The 17,694-nt window shown below is 74.7% G+C and carries 19 protein-coding genes; 10 read left to right on the top strand and 9 right to left on the bottom strand.

Annotation, left to right across the window (positions count from 1 at the left end):
• Positions 1–20: 20 nt before the first annotated feature.
• Positions 21–1,004 carry a DUF3068 domain-containing protein gene (locus ACNJ93_RS32795; protein ID WP_418961111.1) on the bottom strand — a complete coding sequence of 328 codons (984 nt, stop codon included), beginning with the start codon at positions 1,002–1,004 and terminating at the stop codon, positions 21–23.
• Positions 1,005–1,187: 183 nt separating this feature from the next.
• Between ACNJ93_RS32795 and ACNJ93_RS32800 the strand changes: the two genes are divergently transcribed.
• The 3 genes from ACNJ93_RS32800 to ACNJ93_RS32810 all read left to right on the top strand — a co-directional run bounded on the left by ACNJ93_RS32800 (position 1,188) and on the right by ACNJ93_RS32810 (position 2,934).
• Positions 1,188–1,337 carry a hypothetical protein gene (locus ACNJ93_RS32800; protein ID WP_418961112.1) on the top strand — a complete coding sequence of 50 codons (150 nt, stop codon included), beginning with the start codon at positions 1,188–1,190 and terminating at the stop codon, positions 1,335–1,337.
• A gap of 23 nt (positions 1,338–1,360) precedes the next feature.
• The gene (locus tag ACNJ93_RS32805) at positions 1,361–2,545 is read left to right on the top strand and encodes a helix-turn-helix domain-containing protein (protein WP_418961113.1); all 1,185 of its coding nucleotides are present in this window, start codon (positions 1,361–1,363) and stop codon (positions 2,543–2,545) included.
• Between the two features lie 98 nt (positions 2,546–2,643).
• Positions 2,644–2,934 carry a type B 50S ribosomal protein L31 gene (locus tag ACNJ93_RS32810; RefSeq protein WP_418961114.1) on the top strand — a complete coding sequence of 97 codons (291 nt, stop codon included), beginning with the start codon at positions 2,644–2,646 and terminating at the stop codon, positions 2,932–2,934.
• Positions 2,935–2,956: 22 nt separating this feature from the next.
• Here ACNJ93_RS32810 and ACNJ93_RS32815 read toward each other — a convergent pair whose 3' ends face one another.
• The 4 genes from ACNJ93_RS32815 to ACNJ93_RS32830 form a co-directional block, all read right to left on the bottom strand.
• Positions 2,957–3,586: a hypothetical protein gene (locus ACNJ93_RS32815; RefSeq protein WP_418961115.1), complete on the bottom strand. Its 630-nt coding sequence runs from the start codon at positions 3,584–3,586 to the stop codon at positions 2,957–2,959.
• Positions 3,583–5,196 carry a serine/threonine-protein kinase gene (locus ACNJ93_RS32820; RefSeq protein WP_418961116.1) on the bottom strand — a complete coding sequence of 538 codons (1,614 nt, stop codon included), beginning with the start codon at positions 5,194–5,196 and terminating at the stop codon, positions 3,583–3,585. The genes ACNJ93_RS32815 and ACNJ93_RS32820 overlap by 4 nt, the downstream gene beginning before the upstream one ends.
• A 140-nt stretch (positions 5,197–5,336) precedes the next feature.
• Complete coding sequence (locus ACNJ93_RS32825) at positions 5,337–6,899, bottom strand: glycerol-3-phosphate dehydrogenase/oxidase (protein ID WP_418961117.1); 1,563 nt, start codon at positions 6,897–6,899, stop codon at positions 5,337–5,339.
• Entirely contained in the window at positions 6,896–7,495 is a 600-nt protein-coding gene (locus ACNJ93_RS32830) for a TetR/AcrR family transcriptional regulator (protein ID WP_418961118.1), read from the bottom strand. The genes ACNJ93_RS32825 and ACNJ93_RS32830 overlap by 4 nt, the downstream gene beginning before the upstream one ends.
• A 96-nt stretch (positions 7,496–7,591) precedes the next feature.
• Between ACNJ93_RS32830 and ACNJ93_RS32835 the strand changes: the two genes are divergently transcribed.
• The 3 genes from ACNJ93_RS32835 to ACNJ93_RS32845 all read left to right on the top strand — a co-directional run bounded on the left by ACNJ93_RS32835 (position 7,592) and on the right by ACNJ93_RS32845 (position 11,156).
• Positions 7,592–9,187 carry an FAD-binding oxidoreductase gene (locus ACNJ93_RS32835; RefSeq protein WP_418961604.1) on the top strand — a complete coding sequence of 532 codons (1,596 nt, stop codon included), beginning with the start codon at positions 7,592–7,594 and terminating at the stop codon, positions 9,185–9,187.
• Between the two features lie 137 nt (positions 9,188–9,324).
• Positions 9,325–10,206, top strand: coding sequence for a diacylglycerol/lipid kinase family protein (locus ACNJ93_RS32840; RefSeq protein ID WP_418961119.1), 882 nt, complete (start codon positions 9,325–9,327; stop codon positions 10,204–10,206).
• A gap of 92 nt (positions 10,207–10,298) precedes the next feature.
• The gene (locus tag ACNJ93_RS32845; protein WP_418961120.1) at positions 10,299–11,156 is read left to right on the top strand and encodes a maleylpyruvate isomerase N-terminal domain-containing protein; all 858 of its coding nucleotides are present in this window, start codon (positions 10,299–10,301) and stop codon (positions 11,154–11,156) included.
• Between the two features lie 36 nt (positions 11,157–11,192).
• Here the strand turns inward: ACNJ93_RS32845 and ACNJ93_RS32850 are convergent, their stop codons facing one another.
• The 4 genes from ACNJ93_RS32850 to ACNJ93_RS32865 all read right to left on the bottom strand — a co-directional run bounded on the left by ACNJ93_RS32850 (position 11,193) and on the right by ACNJ93_RS32865 (position 13,155).
• Entirely contained in the window at positions 11,193–11,828 is a 636-nt protein-coding gene (locus tag ACNJ93_RS32850) for a hypothetical protein (RefSeq protein WP_418961121.1), read from the bottom strand.
• Positions 11,829–11,843: 15 nt separating this feature from the next.
• Complete coding sequence (locus tag ACNJ93_RS32855; protein WP_418961122.1) at positions 11,844–12,386, bottom strand: DUF6882 domain-containing protein; 543 nt, start codon at positions 12,384–12,386, stop codon at positions 11,844–11,846.
• 92 nt (positions 12,387–12,478) lie between these two features.
• Positions 12,479–12,865: a VOC family protein gene (locus ACNJ93_RS32860; RefSeq protein WP_418961123.1), complete on the bottom strand. Its 387-nt coding sequence runs from the start codon at positions 12,863–12,865 to the stop codon at positions 12,479–12,481.
• Complete coding sequence (locus tag ACNJ93_RS32865; RefSeq protein ID WP_418961124.1) at positions 12,862–13,155, bottom strand: ArsR/SmtB family transcription factor; 294 nt, start codon at positions 13,153–13,155, stop codon at positions 12,862–12,864. Before ACNJ93_RS32865 ends, ACNJ93_RS32860 begins: the two co-directional genes overlap by 4 nt.
• A 192-nt stretch (positions 13,156–13,347) precedes the next feature.
• Here ACNJ93_RS32865 and tap point away from each other — a divergent pair, with 192 nt between their 5' ends.
• The 4 genes from tap (at position 13,348) to ACNJ93_RS32885 (ending at position 17,590) form a co-directional block, all read left to right on the top strand.
• Entirely contained in the window at positions 13,348–15,513 is a 2,166-nt protein-coding gene (tap, locus tag ACNJ93_RS32870) for a telomere-associated protein Tap (protein WP_418961125.1), read from the top strand.
• A gap of 28 nt (positions 15,514–15,541) precedes the next feature.
• Entirely contained in the window at positions 15,542–16,096 is a 555-nt protein-coding gene (gene tpg / locus ACNJ93_RS32875; protein WP_418961126.1) for a telomere-protecting terminal protein Tpg, read from the top strand.
• Positions 16,097–16,125: 29 nt separating this feature from the next.
• Positions 16,126–16,524 carry a YunG family protein gene (locus ACNJ93_RS32880; RefSeq protein WP_418961127.1) on the top strand — a complete coding sequence of 133 codons (399 nt, stop codon included), beginning with the start codon at positions 16,126–16,128 and terminating at the stop codon, positions 16,522–16,524.
• 70 nt (positions 16,525–16,594) lie between these two features.
• Complete coding sequence (locus ACNJ93_RS32885) at positions 16,595–17,590, top strand: Gfo/Idh/MocA family protein (protein ID WP_418961128.1); 996 nt, start codon at positions 16,595–16,597, stop codon at positions 17,588–17,590.
• The last annotated feature ends 104 nt before the right edge of the window (positions 17,591–17,694 follow it).

Below are 17,694 nucleotides of genomic sequence, written 5' to 3' on the forward strand. Positions count from 1 at the left end.
TATGACAACTTGCGCGGGTCTCACCCGGGCCGATTCGTCATCGGGTGAGTGTCCGGCGTTCCGGTCCCGCTCCGCCGCCCCCGGGCCACCAGCACGGCGCCGACCAGCGCGAGCACCGAACCGAGCACCGCGGCGGACCGGGGCGCCGTGCGGCCGAGCAGCTCCAGCTTCCGGCTGTCCGCCGCCGCCAGTTCCACCTGCTGCCGCTGCGTCCGCTCGGTGAAGGCGAGCTCCTCGCTCTCCAGGAGCACGACCGCGTCCTTGGCCGAGCCCGGCGCGCGCAGCGTCTTCCGGGGGCCGATGGCCGCGTGGACGATGCGTCCGGTGCGCCGGTCCGCGACCAGTTCGATGCGGCTGTTGGCGTACCACTCCTCCGCCAGCACCTGCGGGGACCTGGGCAGGCCCACGAGCCGGCCGGGCACCTGCCGCACGCCGGTCCGGGTGGGCGGCACACTCCCCGTGAAACGCAGGCCGCGGTAGCCCTGGACGGTGCCCGGACCCTCGTACCGGAGCCGTACGACCCCGCCGAGCGTGCCGTCCCACCAGCGGTAGTCGCGTTCCTCGACGTCGAAGGGGAACTTCAGGTACGCCTCGCCGTCGAAGGCGGGCGATTCGCGGCAGCAGTGCACCGGCTCGTTGGTGCGCCGGTCGGTGACCCAGCGCTCGAGGGTCCACTGCAGGGAGTCGCGGGTGTCGGAGGCCGGCAGGGTGGCGTCGGTGTCGACCGAGGTGGACACGTCCCAGACGGCGTTGCCGCTGTCCAGACTGTCGGCGACGTCGCCGCGGACCCGGCGCGTGACGGTGATCCGCTCCCCGTCCACCGTCTTGAGGCGTCCGACGTCGAAGTAGCTTCCGGTGCCGGTGAACACCGTCGTGGTGTCCACGTCGATCGGGGTGCGCTTCGCGTGCGGCTGGACGTACCGGACCAGCAACGGGGCCAGGACCAGCAGGAACACCCCCACGCCCAGCAGCGTCAGGGAGAGTGGTGAGGCGGTACGGCGCATCCGGGCACTCCTGGTTCGAGAAACTCGCACGGAGACGCACGGACCCCAGGGCCGGTCGAGCCCTCGTGGCTGGAGACCGTAGGACCGCACTTGACGGATTGTCAATGTCCCGTCAAGACTGGGCGCTCAGCCGGTGGGGGCCGGCCGGGGAGGGATCGTCTCCAACGAGGAGCTGACCCGAACATGCGCAGACTGCTCGCCGCACTGACGACCGCGGTGATCGCCGCGGCTCTGGCCGCCGGGACCGCCTTCGGGATCGTGGCCCTGCTCGAAGCGCCTCCCGAGCAGCCCAACGTGCCCCTGATCACCTACGAGACGGCCGCACCGCGTTGACGAGCCGTACCGCGTGGAGCGAGGTGCCCCGGTCCAAGGTCGAGCGGTTCGCCGCCGTCGCCCTCGCCGAGTCAGGAGACCTGGCGCAGGCGATCCTCGGCGAGATCCGCAGCGAGTTCCCCCACCTGCGGCTCATGGAGGACGAGTCCGGCGAGCCCAAGGCGCTCGTCGGCATCCGCCGCGCCATCGAGGCGTTCGTCCAGCACCTGGCGGCCGGGGCGGCCGATCCGCGCATGCCGCCCGAGGTGTTCCAGGAGTTCGGCAAGGGTGAGGGGCTGAACGGGCGCAGCCTGGACTCCCTCCAGGCCGTGTACCGGCTCGGCGTCCGCCTCGCCTGGCGCAGGTTCGCCGAGATCGGCCAGCAGGTCGACATCGCCGCCCCCGCCATGTACGAACTCGCCGAGTCCGGCTTCGAGTACCTCGACGGGCTCGTCGAGCAGTCCGTCCGCGGCTACGCCGAGGCCGCCGCCCGCCAGGAGAGCGAACGGCTGCGCCTGCAACGCCAGTTGATCGACCGGATGCTCTCCACCCCGCACACCGATCCCGCCCGCGCCCTCGGCGAGCACGCCGCACGCGTCGGCTGGGAGCTGCCCGCCACCGTCGCCGTGGGCGTGCTGATCCGCCCCGCCCGGGAGGCGGTCGCGCCCGCCGTCGGCGGAGGGATCCTGCTCGACATGGAGTGCGAGCAGCCCCGCATGGTCATCCCCGAACCGGACACCGCCGGGCGCGCCGACCTGGTGCGCCGCGCCACCACCGGCTGGTCCGGCGCGATCGGCCCGTCCGTCCCGCTCGGCGAGGCCCCGGCCTCGCTGCGCTGGGCGGAGACCGCCGTACGGCTCGTCGAGGACGGACTGCTGCCCCGCGGCGAGGTCCAGCACTGCGCCGAGCGCACCGAGGAACTCGTCCTGCTGCCCTCCCGCGAACTCATCGACGCCGCCGCGCCCCGCTGCCTCACCCCCCTCCAGGGCGTCGGCCCGACCCAGGCGCGCCGCCTCGCCGCCACCCTGCTCGCCTGGCTCGAGACCTCCGGCGGCGCCCCGGAGGTCGCCCACCGCCTCGGCATCCACCCCCAGACCGCCCGCTACCGGATCCGCCAGATCCGCGAACTGTGGGGCGAGACGCTGGACGACCCCGACCGCCGCTTCGAACTGCTCCTCGTGCTCCGCGCCCAGCGCCTGCGCGGCGAACTCCCCACGACGGCGGACTGAGCCCGGCGCCGTCACCCGGTCGGCCCGGCGGCGCTGGTCGCCCGCCGCCGCGGCGGCCAGGCTGGTCGGGTACCCCGCAGGCAGCCGGAGGAGGAGACGTGCAGAAGGACAAGCAGCCCGAGTACCGCCCCGTGGTCTTCCGGGACCGCGCCGCCGGGTTCGCCTTCCTGACCCGCTCGACGGCCGACAGCGACACCACCATCGAGTGGGACGACGGCCACACCTACCCCGTCGTCGACGTCGAGATCTCCTCGGAGAGCCACCCCTTCTACACCGGCAAGGCCCGGACCGTGGACACCGAGGGCCGCATCGCCAAGTTCGAGCGCCGGTACGGCGAAGGCGGGACCGGCCAGGGCGGCACGGGCGAGGGCGGGACCGGCGAGCAGTAGCCCTCCGGCCGGTCCTCCCCGCTCAGCCGCACCGGTACGTGAACGTCGCCATGGCCCGGTGGACCGTGGGTTCGACCAGCACCAGGCGTGCCGTCGCCCGATGGACGCCCGGCCCGTGGAACGTCCACAGCAGACGCAGTCTCGCCTCCCGCTGACCGCGCGCCAGCCGCTCGGTCAGCGGGGCCGACACGGTGCCGTCGCTGCGCTCCCAGCGGTACCTGAGCACGCCCCTGCGCCCGTCGGTGCGGACCACGCCCACGACGTCCGCCGTGCCGTCGCAGCCCACCTCCTGCTGCGGGGCGCTCACGCTCACCGACCGCACCGCCACACCCGGCGCGAACAGCCACCAGGCGAGCACGGCCAGGACCGCGAGGAACACCACCCCGGCGAGCGCGTACCGGCGCGCCCGCCGCCGCGGCACCGGGCCCGGCAGCGGGGTACCGCCGGGTATGGTGCCGTGCCATATCTGCGCGGCCGTGGGCGTGTTCTGCGCGCGGTGCACGGCCGCCGCGGTCACGCCGGGCCCGAAGCGCAGGACCTCTCCCTCGACCCGGTCGGGCGCCGGCGTGCCGGACGGTGCGTGCTCGGGGTGCCGGGGGTGTTCGACCCAGTGGCTGCCGAGTTCGGTGGCGCTGTACGACTCGTCGTTCATTGGATCGTGCACCGCCGGATGAAGACCTGCTGGAAGCTGCCGCCGTTCGCCGCGGCCGGGTCGGTGGTCGCGCGCACACCCCAGTAGCAGCCGTTGCCCCGGACGGTGTGGGGGATCGTCAGCGAGTAGCTGGTCGCCCCCTCCCGGCGGAAGGTCTCCGAGCCGTCCGGCGTGCCCGCCGCGCCCTTCTCGTCTCCGGTGAACCACTCCACGACCACCGTCACCGGCCCCGGCCCGTCCGTCGTGACCTCGACGACGGCCTCGGCGGAGGTCGGGCCTATCTGACGCAGGCTCGTGACCGACACGGCACTCACCGAGACGCCGGGCTCCGGCGCTTCCGACGTGGTCGGCGGCGGACTCGTCGGCGCGGAGGGCGATGTGGTGCCGGGCTCGGAAGGCGTCGGCGGAGCCGAGGTCGTCGGCTCCCCCGAGGGGGACGCGCTCGGACCCGGTCCGGCGCTCGTCACCGAGGCCGACGGCCCGGGACTCGGCGACGCTGTGTCCGTGGGCGTCGCCGTGCCCGTCGTGGGCAGGGTCTCGCCCGGTACGGCGCTCGTCGTCGCGAGCGCCCGGGCGGCGGTCTCCTCGACGTCGGGCCCCGCCAGACCCGCACGCGCGGCGAGGGCCAGAAGCACCGCCAGGACCAGTGCGGCGACACCCGCCGGGAGGCCGTACGGCACCCGCCACCACGGGCGCGGCAGCGTCGTCGTGGCCAGCGCCGTCGTCCCCTCCGACGCACCGGCCGACAGGGGGAAGAGCAACGGCAGCAGGGCGGCGAGCGCCGCGAGCCGGCCCCGCCCCCGCTCCTCCCAGTCCGCGCCGTACGCGGCCGTGGCCACCGCCTCCAGCTCCGCGACGAACTCCGACGCGTGCTGCGGACGCTGCTGCGGGGCCTTGGCGAGCCCCCGCCGGATCAACGGACGCAGCGGCTCCGGCACTTCACCGTCCGGCACGGGCGCCTCCACGTGCTGCACCGCCAGCTCCGCGAGACTGGCCCCCGGGTACGGCTTCCGGCCGGTCAGGCACTCGAAGAACGTCGCGGTCGCCGCGTACACGTCGGCGGCCGGCGAGGCGGGGGCCCCGCGCCACTGCTCCGGCGCCATGTAGGCCGGGGTACCGGCGGCCCCCGGCGTGCTGCCGTGGTCCGTCGCGATCCCGAAGTCCACCAGCTTGGAGTGGCCGTCGGCCGCGACCAGCACGTTCGCCGGCTTGTAGTCGCGGTGCACGACGCCCGCCCGGTGGGCGTCGGCAAGCCCCAGCAGGGAGCCCTTGAGCACCACGAGCGCCGCCTCGGGGCCCGTCGCTCCCTCCTGCGCGATCAGCGCGCGCAGCGGGACGCCGTCGACCAGCTCCATGACGATCGCCGCGCCGCCGGGCGCCTCGACGTACTCGTAGAAGCCCACGACGTACGGGCTGTGCAGGGCCCCGAGCAGCCGCGCCTCGGAGCGGAAGCCGCGCACGAACGCCTCGTTCGCGCGCAGTTCCTCGCTCAGGTACTTCACGGCCACCGGTGTCCCGGTCGTGTCGTGCACGGCGAGCACGACACGGCCGCTCGCCCCCGCGCCCAGCTCCCGGTGCTCCGTGTAGCCCGGGACCGTCCATCCGGTCATTCCGTCCCCCTCGGCCTCGCGCCCTGCCGGCCCCCGCCGACGAGGACAGAATTCCAGCCACGCCCGGTTCCCGCAGCCCCTGTGGAAAACGGACGAGCCGCGCGCATCGGCTCCTGTGGACGACCGCGCGGGGGAGGCCGTCAGACGGCCGCCCTGGCGAGCGCCTCCCGGGCTGCCGCCTCCGCCGTTCCGCGGTCCTCGGGCACGAGCCCGATACGGGTGCGCCGGTCCAGGACGTCGCCCTCGTCGAGCGCCCCCTCGTGCCGTACCGCCCACAGCAGTTCGGCCCCGGTGACCGGATGGCCCGGGACGACCGGACGGGCGAGCTCCGGATCCGCCACGCCCAGCGCGTGCACCGCCGTGGCCTCCGTGCCGTAGCGGCGCACGAGCCTGGCCGGCACGTCGAGCCCGGCGAGCCGGCGCGGGTGGGCGGCGCCGACCAGCGGCACCGACGCGGTGCGGCAGGGTCCGGCGCCCAGTCCGCCCGCCGCCACGGCGGCGTCGACGGCGTCCTGCGCCATCCGCCGGTACGTGGTCAGCTTGCCGCCCACGACCGTGACGACCCCGTCGGGCGAGGTCAGCACGGCGTGCTTGCGGGAGATGTCGGCGGTGCGTCCGTCGGAGTTCCGCGTGTCGAGCAGCGGGCGCAGTCCGGCGAACGCCCCCACCACGTCCGTGCGCCGCACGGTGACGTCGAGCGCGGAGCCGAGGACGTCGAGGAGGAAGCCGATGTCGGTCTCCGGGACCTCGGGCACGTCGGGCAGCGCTCCGTCGACGGGTTCGTCGGTGAGACCCACGTACACCCGGCCGTCGCCCTGCGGCAGGACGAGGACGAAGCGGTTGGTCTCGCCCGGGATCGGGATGTGCAGACCGGCCGAGAGCCGCCCCAGGTCCTCCGACCGCAGCACCAGGTGCGTGCCGCGGGAGGGGCGCAGGCGCACGTCGTCGACGAGTCCGCCCGCCCACACGCCGGCCGCGTTCACCACCGTACGGGCGCGCACGCGCAGCTCCTCGCCGGTGGTCTCGTCGCGCACCAGCGCCTCGCCGCCGCCGAGTTCGAGGGCGCGGACGCGGGTGAGGACGCGCGCGCCGTGCGCGGCGGCGGTGCGCGCGATCGCGGTCACCAGGCGGGCGTCGTCGGTGAGCTGCCCGTCCCAGGACAGCAGGCCGCCGCGCAGCCCCGTGGGGCGCAGGGCCGGGGCGAGGTGCCGGGTCTCGACCGCGGACAGGGTGCGCGGGGCGGGCAGCGTGGCGCGCGAGGTGCGGGCGGCGGCCCGCAGCATGTCGCCCGCCAGGAATCCGGCGCGGGCCAGCGCGGCCTGGCCGCGGCCGACGAGGGGGGTGAGGGGGAGGACGAACGGCTGGGCGCGGACCAGGTGCGGGGCGGTGCGCGCCATGAGGATCCCGCGTTCGACGGCGCTCTCGTGCGCGACGTCGAGCTGCCCCGCCGCGAGGTACCGCAGGCCCCCGTGGATCAGCTTCGAGCTCCACCGGGACGTGCCGAACGCGAGGTCGTGGGCGTCGATCGCGGCGACGCGGAGCCCGCGGGTGGCCGCGTCGAGCGCGGCGCCGGCGCCGGTCGCGCCGAGGCCGACGACCAGCACGTCGAGCTCGGCGCCGGCGGCGAGTTCGGCCAGTTCGCGGCCGCGGCGGCCGGCGTCGAGGGAGGACCCGCGCAGGGCGGGGCTGCTCGTGGGGTTCATGGGCTGAGGGTCCTCTCCAGCAGGGTGCGCAGCTCGTCGAGGAAGGCGGCTTCGCTCAGTTCGGGATCGGTCTCGTCGGTCATGGTGCGCAGCGAGAGCGTGAAGGACTGGACGACCAGCAGCAGCGACCGGGCCTGCCGCTGGAGGTGTCCGGGGCGTACCGAGCCGTCCGTGTGCCCCAGGTCGAGCGCCGCGGCGAGGAGCTCCAGCAGGGCCTCCTGGCTGGCGCCGCGGCGGTCGAGCACGTACGGCAGCAGCAGTTCGGGGTCCACGTCGAGGATCTTGTGGAACAGCGGATGGGCGCGGAACGCCGCCGCTCCCGCGACGAGCCCGTCCACCAGCCGCTCCCGCACCGGCCTGGGGTCGTCGGCCGGAGGCATCGCGCCCTCGGCGACCGCGACCCATTCACGGGTCATCAGATCGCCGACGAGGCTGCGCACGTCCGGCCAGCGCCGGTAGATGGTCATCCGGGAGACGCCCGCTCGGCGGGCGACGTCGGTCAGGGTCGTGCGCCGTACGCCGACGGCGAGCACGCAGTCGCGTGCGGCGTCGAGCACGGGATCTGCGTCCGAGTGGTTGTGACGAATGGGCGTCATCTGTCACAGTGTAATGCCAGAGCGGGCCGAGTGGCAGCGCCGGCGGCGCGACAGGCCGTGGAACAGACCGTGAACAAGACCGTGAGGACGTTCGAAGTGGACATGTTGTGGAGCGGCTGGGGCGACCCGGCCAAGGCGGCCCCGCTGCCCGACGCGGTGACCGGACTGCTGCGCGACCTGCTCGGCGTCACCCCCCGCGAGACCGGCCCCGCCACCCTCGCGGACATCGAGGTCCCCGCCCCGGCGTTGACCGACGAGGCCCGCAAGGCCCTGCGCGCCGCCGTCGCCGACGCGGAGGGCTACCGCGACGACGCCGAGAGCCGCATCCGGCACACGCGCGGCAAGTCCACCCCCGACCTGCTGCGCATCCGCGCCGGCGAGGTCGAGGACATCCCCGCCGCCGTGCTCCTGCCGGCCGACCACGACGAGGTCCTCGCGGTCCTGCGGGCCTGCGCCGACCACGGTCTGTCCGCCGTGCCGTTCGGCGGCGGCACCTCCGTCGTCGGCGGCCTGCGGCCCGAGACCGCGCGGCCGTTCGTCGCCCTCGACCTGCGCCGCCTCGACCAGCTGCTGGCCGTCGACGAGGTGTCCCGCACCGCCACCCTCCAGCCCGGACTGCGCGGCCCCCAGTGCGAGGCCCTCCTCAACGCGCAGGGCTGGACCCTCGGCCATTTCCCGCAGTCCTTCGAGTGGGCCTCCGTCGGCGGCTTCGCCGCCGCCCGCTCCAGCGGCCAGGCCTCCGCCGGATACGGCCGTTTCGACGAGATGGTCCTCGCCCTCACCGTCGCCACCCCCGAAGGCACCCTCGAAACCGGCCGCGCCCCGCGCTCCGCCGCCGGCCCCGACCTGCGCCAGCTCATCCTCGGCTCCGAGGGCGCGCTCGGCGTGATCACCGCCGTGACCGTCCGCATCCGGCCCCTGCCGCAGAAGCGGGTCTACGAGGGCTGGCGCTTCGCCGACTTCCAGGCCGGCGCGGCCGCGCTGCGCCGCCTCGCCCAGGACGGCCCGCGGCCCACCGTGCTGCGCCTGTCCGACGAGACCGAGACCTTCATCGGCCTCGCCCAGCCCGACGCCATCGGCTCCGCCGACGCGCCGCAGCCCTCCGGCTGCATGGCCGTCGCCGGCTACGAGGGCACCGAGGAGGACACCGCCGCCCGGCGCGCCGCCGCCCGCGAGATCCTGCTCGCCTGCGGCGGCGAGTACCTCGGCGAGGAGCCCGGCGACAAGTGGGAGCACGGCCGCTACAACGCCCCGTACCTGCGCGACGCGCTGCTCGACGCCGGCGCGTTCGCCGAGACGCTCGAGACCGCGGGCTTCTGGTCCGCGCTGCCGGAGCTGTACACGGCGGTGCGCGACGCCCTGACCGCCAAGCTCACCGAGGCCGGCACCCCGCCGCTCGTCATGTGCCACATCTCGCACACCTACGAGAACGGCGCCTCGCTGTACTTCACCGTCGTCTCCGCCCAGGGCGAGGACGCCGTCGCGCACTGGGAGCCGGTCAAGGCCGCCGCGAACGACGCGATCCTCGCGGCCGGCGGCACGATCAGCCACCACCACGGGGTTGGCACCGACCACCGGGACTGGTACGCACGGGAGATCGGCCCGCTCGGGATCCGCATGCTGCAGGCCGTCAAGGCCGAGATCGACCCCTCGGGCGTCCTCAGCCCGGGCGTGCTGATCCCCGTCCGCTGAGGCGGGCCGTTGCCGGTCCGCCGAGGCGGTCGACTGCCGGTCCGCTGAGGTGGGTCGACTGCCGGTCCGGCCGGCCCGGCCCGCCGAAACCCGTCCTTGTCCGCCGTACCCTTTCTGCCCGTCCGGAGGCCCGATCCATGCGACAGTTCACCGCCGTCGTCAACCCCACCGCAGGGGGGTCCAGCGGCGCGGCGGGCCTGCTCCCGCTGGCCAAGCTGCTGCGCGAGGCCGGCGCCCGGCTCGACACCGTCTACAGCCGGAACCTGGAGCACGCACAGGAACTCGCCCACCGGGCGGGCGCGCAGGGGCACGTCGTGCTCGCCGTCGGCGGCGACGGGATGGCCGGCTGCATCGGCGGGGCGCTCAGCGGAACCGACACGGTCTTCGGGCTCGTGCCCGCCGGGCGCGGCAACGACTTCGCCCGGGCGCTCGGCCTGCCCACCGACGCCGCCGCGCTCGCGAAGGTCCTGCTCGAAGCGGAGCCCCGCGCCGTCGACACCATCGAGGTGGAGTCCGCCGTGCATCCGCGGATCTCCGTCCTCGGCAGCGTGTACGCGGGAGTCGACGCGGTTGCCAACCGCCACGCCAACCAGTCCCGCCTGCTGCGCGGCGCGGCCTCCTACTACGCGGGCGGCCTGCGGGCCGTCGTCGCCTGGCGGCCCGCCGCGTACCGGATCACCGTCGACGGCGTCGAGCACGAGCGCCGCGGCTACACCGTCGTCGCCGCGAACTCCGGCTACTACGGCTTCGGCCGCAACATCGCCCCCGGCGCCCGCCTCGACGACGGCATCCTGGACGTCGTCGTCATCGGCGACGCCCCCAAGCGCCTCTTCTTCGCCACCATGAACGAGCTGAAGACCGGCGACCATGTGAAGCGGCCTCAGGTGGAGATCCTGCGCGGCAAGGAGATCCGCATCGAGGCCGACCGGCCCGTCCCGTACGGCGCGGACGGAGAGGTCGACGCGACCCTGCCGGTCACCGTCCGGGTCCAGCCGGGCGCCCTGCACGTCCTCGCGTGACGAGGGCCCCGCCGCACGGGACGGCAAGGGCCCTGTCGGAAATCCTTACCCGGCGGTAATGTTCGGGCCCGTCCACGGCATGGGGGAGTGGTATGGGCACCGTCACGTCGTTCGATCCCGTCACCGAGCACCACAGGACCCGCGCCGCGCTGAGCACCGGACTGCGCCGGCTGGCCCGCATGCTGGGCGAGGTCCCCGACCTGGACGCGCCCGCCGGCGTGCCCGGATGGAGCGTCGGCGACGTCGGCGCCCACCTCGCCGCCGCGTACCTCGCGTACGGCGCGACCTTCACGGACGAACCCGTGGACTGGGACGGCATCGTCCCGGCCGGCGACGTCCCGCTGGGAGAACGCGTCGCGGCGGTGAACGCGTTGTCCGTCACCCTCGTCGGCGCCGAGGAACGGGCCCGCCTGGGAGAGGTCGTCGCCGAGCGCGGCGAGACGTTCCTGCGCGCCACCGAGGGCCTCGCGCCGGACACCCCGGTCCCGGCTCCCTGGCTCGGACCGGACGTGAGCGTGCCGCTGGCCGCGGCGACCGGCATCCTGCTCGGCGAATGCCTCGTCCACGGCCTGGACATCGCGCGGGGCTCCCGGCTGCCCTGGCCGGTCGGCCCCGACGAGGCGCGCCTGGTCATCGGCCAGTCGATGCCGACGACGATGCCGCTGGCCCTGGACCGGGCCGAAGCCCGGGGCGTACGCCTCGCGTTCGACCTGGCGGTCGAGGGCGGCCCGCGGCTCGCCGTCGTCGTCGACGACGGCACGGCCACCGTCACCCGCGACGCCCCGCCCCGCCGCTACGACTGCCGGATCACGGCCGAACCGACCGCGTTCCTGCTGGTCTCCTTCCGGCGCCTCCCGCTGTGGCGGGCGATCGCCGCCGGCCGGATGCGCGCCGGCGGCCGCCGCCCGTGGCGCGCGACGCAGCTCAGCCGCCTGATTACGAGCCCCTGACGTTCCTCGGCGTCACTCCGCCGACCGGACCAGGCGTCACTCCTCGAACCACACCACCAGCCGCACACCGCCCCCGCCGTGCACACCCGCGAGGGCGCGCATGACGGTCCACACCGGCTCCCACGGGCCGTCTGCCGGGACGGCGTCGCGGCGCCGTTCGCGCTCGGCGCGGAAGACGGTCGTCCCGACGTCCCACTCCGTGCCCTCCTCCCACAGCTCCGCGACGCGGTCCGGCTCGACGGTCAGAGTGTCGACGCCGCTGGCCCGGGCGAACCCCCGGCTCCAGTCGTGCCGGTGCAGCAGGTCGAGACCGCCGTCCGCGCGGCGGCGGTACCGGGATATGTGGGTCGCCCGGGGGAGCGCGGGCTCGTCCCAGTCGACTTCGACCACCTCGTCCCAGCCCAGCCACGTGGCCCCGAACGCCGCCGCGCCCCACGAGGCGTGCTCGGCGCGCGCGGTCGGCGACACGTCGGCGGGCAGCCCCCGGCCCGCGGCGACCGGCCGCCAGCGCCCGCCGAAGTCCCGTACGCCGAAGAGGCAGGCGAAGCCCTCGTAGTCCCGCGTCATCCCGAGCAGGGACAGCTCGACGGCCGCCTGCCAGGCGGTCTCGTCGGGAGCGAGCCCCGGACCCCAGATGCGGCACTCCACGAAGCCGTGGATGTCCGTGCCCATGACCGACCGCCGCCCTCAGCCCTGCGGGACCGGTGTCAGGTCGTGCACCAGGAAATGGAGCTGGACGTCGTCCGAGGTGTCGGCCCACAATCCCTCGGCGTCGAGCACCGAGGCGGCGACCAGTCGTGCCTCGGCGACGAGTTCGGGGTCGTACCGGAAGCCGGCCCACGGCAGGACGGGGAAGTCGTGCGCCTCGCCGTAGGCGCGGACGCGGGCGATGTCGCCCACGACGGCCGGCGGCAGCGCGTCGTTGGCCCAGGCCCACAGCCAGGTCTGCTGCGTCAGGCTCACCGTGCCGATCAGCGTGAGCCGGCCGGTGAGGAACACCCGCCCCGCGCGGGACCAGGTGATCCGCGCGTCGTCCAGCGACCAGTGGTACTGCACGTCGCCCGACAGTCCGTGGTCCTCGACCATCCGGGCCTGCCGTGCCCCGGCCCGCTCGTGCGCGGCGCGCACGGCCGCCTCCCAGTCGGAGTGGTCGTGCGTCGTGTCGCCCACGGGGCGGTCGTCCACGGTGCCGTCGTCCACGGTGCCGTCGTCCACGGTGCCGTCGTCCACGGTGCGCCTCCTCGTGCGGAACGGGCAGGCGAAGATCCTCCCATCCGGGCCGGCGCACCGGCACCGAGGGGGTGCGGCGGGACGTGCCGGGGTTACTTGTACTGCGCGATCTGGATCAGGTTGCCGCAGGTGTCGTCGAGGATGGCGGTGATCACCGGGCCGAGGTCCAGCGGCTCCTGCGTGAACTCCACGCCGAGGCCGCGCAGCCGCTCGAACTCGGCGTGCACGTCGTCCACCGCGAAGGAGGTGTGCGGGATGCCGTCCGCGACGAGACCCGTCTGGTACGGCTTCACCACCGGGTGCACGTCGGGCTCCAGCACCAGCTCGGTGCCCTGCGGCTCCTCCGGCGAGACGACGGTGACCCACTTGTGCTCGCCCATCGGGACCTCGTGCTTCTTCACGAAGCCGAGGACCTCGGTGTAGAAGCGCAGGGCCTTGTCCTGGTCGTCGACGAAGACGCTGGCCAGATTGATCTTCATGGGGTGTGCTCCGGGGAATCGGGCCTGAGCCATCGCGTCACGATGCGCTCGAGCGGTTCGGTGTTCAGATCGTGGAACTTGTAGCGGCCCTGCCGCCGGGTGCGGACCAGCCCCGCGTTCTCGAGCACGGCGAGGTGCTGACTGATCGCCTGCCGGGACAGACCGAGGCCGTGCCGGTTCGTCAGTCGCGCGCATATCTCGAACAGGGACTGCCCGTCCCGCTCCGCCAGCTCGTCGAGGATCGTGCGGCGGGTGGGGTCGGCCAGGGCCTTGAAGACATCGTCCGTCACGACCCCACGATAGGCAAGTAGCGACTTGCATGACAACCGGAAGCGTCCGCCCCGCGCGCCGCCGCCCGCTGCGCCGCCTGGAGTAGGGTGATCAGGTCGTGAACGAGGCCCCGGGCCACGTCACCGCGCCCCCGGCGCCCGGTGACGCGCCTCGAAGGGATCCGCCAGGGCGTCCGGTAGAAAGAGAGCATCGTGAGCAACCAGCCGCCGGAGTCCTTCGCCGCCGTCGACGCCCTCCTCGCCGCCGTCGACGACGGCAGCGTCCTGCCCGTCCCCGCCGAGCGCGTCCGCCTCCGCGAGGCCGCCGGACTCACCCGCGCCGCCGTCGCCCAGGCCCTCGGCGTCCGCGTGCCGAGCATCGAGGCGTGGGAGGACGGCCGCGCCGAGCCGCGGGGCGAGCGCCTCGACGCGTACCGCAGGCTCCTCGAAGGACTGGCCCGCCGCTACCCGGCCGCGCCCCCGGAGACCGCACCGCCCGCCGGCCCGGCCTCCGCCCCGGAACCCCGGCGCCCCGCCCCGGCGGCCCACCGCCCCGCCGCGCGCACCCCGGCTCCGGCGCGCACCCCCGCTCCTGTGCGCACCCCGGCCGCGGCCCGCCCCGCGACCACCGCCACGGCTCCCGACGACCGCTACGCCCACGGCCCCCTCGCCGTCCTCGACGCGGACGCCGACGGACGCGTCGCCGCGTACTGCGTCGGCGGCCTCGTCCTCGACGTACCCGCCACGACCCTCCCCGCGCTCGTCGAGTGGACCCTCGCCGAGGCCCGGCTCGGCGCCCCCCGCCTCGACGGCAACGGCCGCGACGCCGACCCGCTGCTCGTGCTCACCGCATCCGCCTGCGCACGCTACGGCCTGCCCGCGCACCTCTCCGACGAGGAGCGGCACGCCGGCCGCCTCCCCGAGGACCACCCGGCCGCCCAGGCCGTCGAACAGGCCGGCTGGCGGCTCACCCAGCGCGGACTCGGCCCCTGGGCGCGCATCTACCGTCCCGCGCAGGGCGGCCGCCGCCAGTGCGTCCAGCTGTGCGTCCCCGGCTGGCACGCCCTCGACGCCCGCCACTGGGGCGACGCCGCCGCTCTCCCCGCCGCCGAACTGGCGCGCCTCCTCGGCACGTACGCCACCCGCGTCACGACCCCGCGCGGTTCCACGGCGGTCACCGGCCTGGAGCTGATGACAGCCCTGCGCCCGCCGACCCGCGCCTCCGCGCCCGACGCGCACGGCGCCCGGCACAGCGAACACAACCCCGGCAGCCTGGGCAAGGACCCGATCGACTGCGCGCCCTGCGAAGCGCCCGACGGCCACCCCCTCCTCGCCGACCTGCCCCGCTTCCACCAGCGCGGGCCCGCCGAGATGCTGCTGGAGGAGGCGTACGACTGGGCCCGTCCGCTCACCGACGACGAGTGCATGCGCAGCCATGTCGTCGGACTCGACGTCAACATGGCCTTCGCCGCCGCCGCCAACGGCGCGCTCGTCGGCCTGGCCCAGCCCCCCGTCCACGTCACCGACCCGGTCTTCGACCCGAAGCTGCCCGGCTCGTGGCTGGTCGACCTGTCGCACGTCGACCTCTCCCACGTGAAGGCCGGCAAGCAGTGGACACGGCTGGAGGGGAGCCTCCTGCCGAGCCCCTTCACACCCACCGGCGAACGCCCCGAGGGCCCCGCCTGGTACGCCACCCCCACCGTCGCGTACGCCCAGGAACTCGGTTACGACGTCGCGCCGACGGAGGCGTGGGTGCGCCCGGAGTCCGGCCGGTACCTGGACCCCTGGTACAAGCGGCTCCGCGACGCCTACGTCACGACGATGGCCGACCTCGGCGTCACCGAAGACCTGACGCCGGCTCAGTTCCTCGCCGCCATGGACGGATACAAGCAGCACGACCCCGAACTGGCCGTCGTCGTCGCGGCCGTCAAGGCCACCGTCAAGGGCGGCATCGGCAAGCTCCGCGAACGTCCCCGCGGCGGCGGCTGGCGCCCCGGCCGGCCCTGGCCCGCCCTCCAGCGCCCCACGTGGCGTCCCGACATCCGGGCCGTGGTCATCTCCCGCGCCCGCGTCGGCATGCACCGCAAGATGGTCGCGCTCGCGGCGGCGACCGGCCGCTATCCGGTCGCGGTCCTGTCCGACTGTGCCGTGTACGCGGCCGACGGGCCCAGCGTCCTGGACGTCCTGCCGTACGGGCCCGACGGCAGGACGGTGCCCGGCTCCTTCCGGATCGGCGTCTCTCCGGGCATGGTCAAGCACGAGGGCAGCCAGACCGTGCTGTGGGCGGAAGGCGTCCGGGAGCAGCTGGAGGCCCCCGAGCTCAACCTCGCCCGGCACATCAGGACCGGCGAGGTCACCGCCCACGACGACGGACAATAGACGGCGGGCACAGGGGAGAGGAGCGGAGATGGTGTCGTTCGGCGAGGGCCTCGACAAGGCCCTGGAGCGGACGTTCACGCGCCCGATCCCGAAGAGCGCGGGCGCGCAGATGCGGTACCTGGTCAAGCAGCACAAGGGCACCAGGGCCGTGGCCGAGCTGCTCGGCATCAGTCAGCGCACCGTCGAACGGTACGTGAAGGACGAGATCCGCAGGCCCCGGCCGCAGCTGGCCGCCGCGATGGAGCGCGAGGTGCGCAAGCGCTGGCAGCCGCAGGTGCGGGCCAAGGCGAAGAAGTCCGCGGCCACCACCGACGGCATCATGATCGACACCCGCGCCCGCTTCGGCTACACCGCCGCCCCCGGCACCACGGACGACGCCCGCCTGCGCCACCTCACCGTCGCCCTCCCGCCCCACTACGCCGCCCGCCTCTTCGACGCTCAGGAACGGGGAGCGGGCGAACACGAGTTGCGCGAGATCACCGCCGAGGCCCTGGGCGAGGTCTACTTCCGCGACAACGGCCGCCGCGCCCACGGCCTGACCGTCCAGTACACCGACCTGGAACACATCGAGTTCGATCTCTAGAGCGTCACCGGCGATGCGATGCTGGCCGGATGACTCCCTGGAACCTCCTCGACCTCGACCGGGCCCTGCGCAAGAGCTGGCAGGATGACACCTGTTCCCCCGACGACCGGCCCGAGTGGCGGCCCGACAATCCGGCCTGGGGGCACTGCGACATCACCGCCCTGATCGTCCAGGACGTCTTCGGCGGCGACCTCGTCGTCGGGGAGGTGCGGCTCGACGGGGAGCAGCACGGCTTCCACTGGTGGAACCGGCTGCCCAGCGGGGTCGAACTCGACCTGACCCGCGAACAGTTCCGGCGCGGCCAGACCGTCGAGGGGGCACGCGTCGTGGTGCGCCCGCCGGGACCCGCGCCCCGCCGCTGGGAGGAGTACCTGCTGCTGCGCGAGCGGGTCGGCGCGCACCTCGGCGCCCTGCCCGAGCCGAGGTGAACGGACCGGGGCCTTTTCCTCCGGCGCGTTCGCCGGGATCATGGGGCCACCCGGAGGCAGAGGAGCAGCCATGAGCAGGACCGTGCGGTGGGGGATACTCGCGACCGGAGGCATCGCGGCCTCGTTCACCACCGACCTCCTGCAACTCCCCGACGCCGAGGTCACGGCCGTCGCCTCGCGCAGCGCCGCCTCGGCGAAGGAGTTCGCCGAGCGCTTCGGGATCCCGCGGGCGTACGGCGACTGGGCGGGGCTCGCGGCCGATCCGGACGTGGACGTGGTCTACGTGGCGACCCCGCACTCCGCGCACCGCGCCGCCGCGGGGCTGTGTCTGGAGGCGGGCAAGCCGGTCCTGTGCGAGAAGGCGTTCACGCTCAACGCCCGCGAGGCCGGGGAACTGGTGGAACTCGCCCGCGCCCGGGGGCTGTTCCTCATGGAGGCGATGTGGATGTACTGCAGCCCGGTCATCCGCCGCCTCACCGAGCTCGTCGCGGACGGCGCGGTCGGCGAGGTGCGTTCCGTGCACGCCGACTTCGGGCTCGCGGGGCCGTTCGAACCGGCGCACCGGCTGCGCGACCCGGCCCTCGGCGGCGGCGCCCTGCTCGACCTGGGCGTCTACCCCGTGTCGTTCGCCCACCTGCTGCTCGGCGAGCCCGACCGGATCCAGGCGGACGCGCTGCTCTCCCCGGAGGGCGTCGACCTGAACACGGGGATGCTCCTCGGCTGGGACTCCGGCGCCACGGCCCTGCTGTCCTGCTCCCTCACCGCCGACACCCCCATGACGGCGTCCGTGTCCGGCACGGCGGGGCGGATCGAGTTCCCGCGCGGCTTCTTCTACCCGGAGGGCTTCGTCCTGCACCGCTTCGGACGCGAGCCCGAGGAGTTCACGGTCGCCGGCCGCCGCGACAGCCTCCAGCACGAGGCCGCCGAGGTGATGCGCTGCCTCCGGGCCGGCGAGACGGAATCGCTGCTGGTCCCGCTGGACGGCACGCTCGCCGTCATGCGCACGCTCGACGCGGTGCGTGAGCGGATCGGCGTGCGCTACCCCGCCGACGCCCTCCCCGCCTGACCGGCCCCTGCCGTACGTGGGCGCCCCCTGCCGTACGTGGGACCCTCTGCCGTACGTGGGGACCGCCCCCGGCCGGTGCACGGCCGGCCGGGGGCGGTCCGGTC

The sequence above is a fragment of the Streptomyces tritici genome (assembly GCF_048500665.1).
GTDB lineage: Bacteria > Actinomycetota > Actinomycetes > Streptomycetales > Streptomycetaceae > Streptomyces > Streptomyces tritici.

Coding starts and splice junctions, on each gene's coding strand:
- ACNJ93_RS32885 (WP_418961128.1), top strand. CDS start 16,595: ATGAGCAGGACCGTGCGGTGGGGGATACTCGCGACCGGAGGCATCGCG.
- tpg (WP_418961126.1), top strand. CDS start 15,542: ATGGTGTCGTTCGGCGAGGGCCTCGACAAGGCCCTGGAGCGGACGTTC.
- ACNJ93_RS32815 (WP_418961115.1), bottom strand. CDS start 3,586: ATGAACGACGAGTCGTACAGCGCCACCGAACTCGGCAGCCACTGGGTC.
- ACNJ93_RS32820 (WP_418961116.1), bottom strand. CDS start 5,196: ATGACCGGATGGACGGTCCCGGGCTACACGGAGCACCGGGAGCTGGGC.
- ACNJ93_RS32840 (WP_418961119.1), top strand. CDS start 9,325: ATGCGACAGTTCACCGCCGTCGTCAACCCCACCGCAGGGGGGTCCAGC.
- ACNJ93_RS32825 (WP_418961117.1), bottom strand. CDS start 6,899: ATGAACCCCACGAGCAGCCCCGCCCTGCGCGGGTCCTCCCTCGACGCC.
- ACNJ93_RS32795 (WP_418961111.1), bottom strand. CDS start 1,004: ATGCGCCGTACCGCCTCACCACTCTCCCTGACGCTGCTGGGCGTGGGG.
- ACNJ93_RS32860 (WP_418961123.1), bottom strand. CDS start 12,865: ATGAAGATCAATCTGGCCAGCGTCTTCGTCGACGACCAGGACAAGGCC.
- ACNJ93_RS32850 (WP_418961121.1), bottom strand. CDS start 11,828: ATGGGCACGGACATCCACGGCTTCGTGGAGTGCCGCATCTGGGGTCCG.
- ACNJ93_RS32880 (WP_418961127.1), top strand. CDS start 16,126: ATGACTCCCTGGAACCTCCTCGACCTCGACCGGGCCCTGCGCAAGAGC.
- ACNJ93_RS32830 (WP_418961118.1), bottom strand. CDS start 7,495: ATGACGCCCATTCGTCACAACCACTCGGACGCAGATCCCGTGCTCGAC.
- ACNJ93_RS32800 (WP_418961112.1), top strand. CDS start 1,188: ATGCGCAGACTGCTCGCCGCACTGACGACCGCGGTGATCGCCGCGGCT.
- ACNJ93_RS32845 (WP_418961120.1), top strand. CDS start 10,299: ATGGGCACCGTCACGTCGTTCGATCCCGTCACCGAGCACCACAGGACC.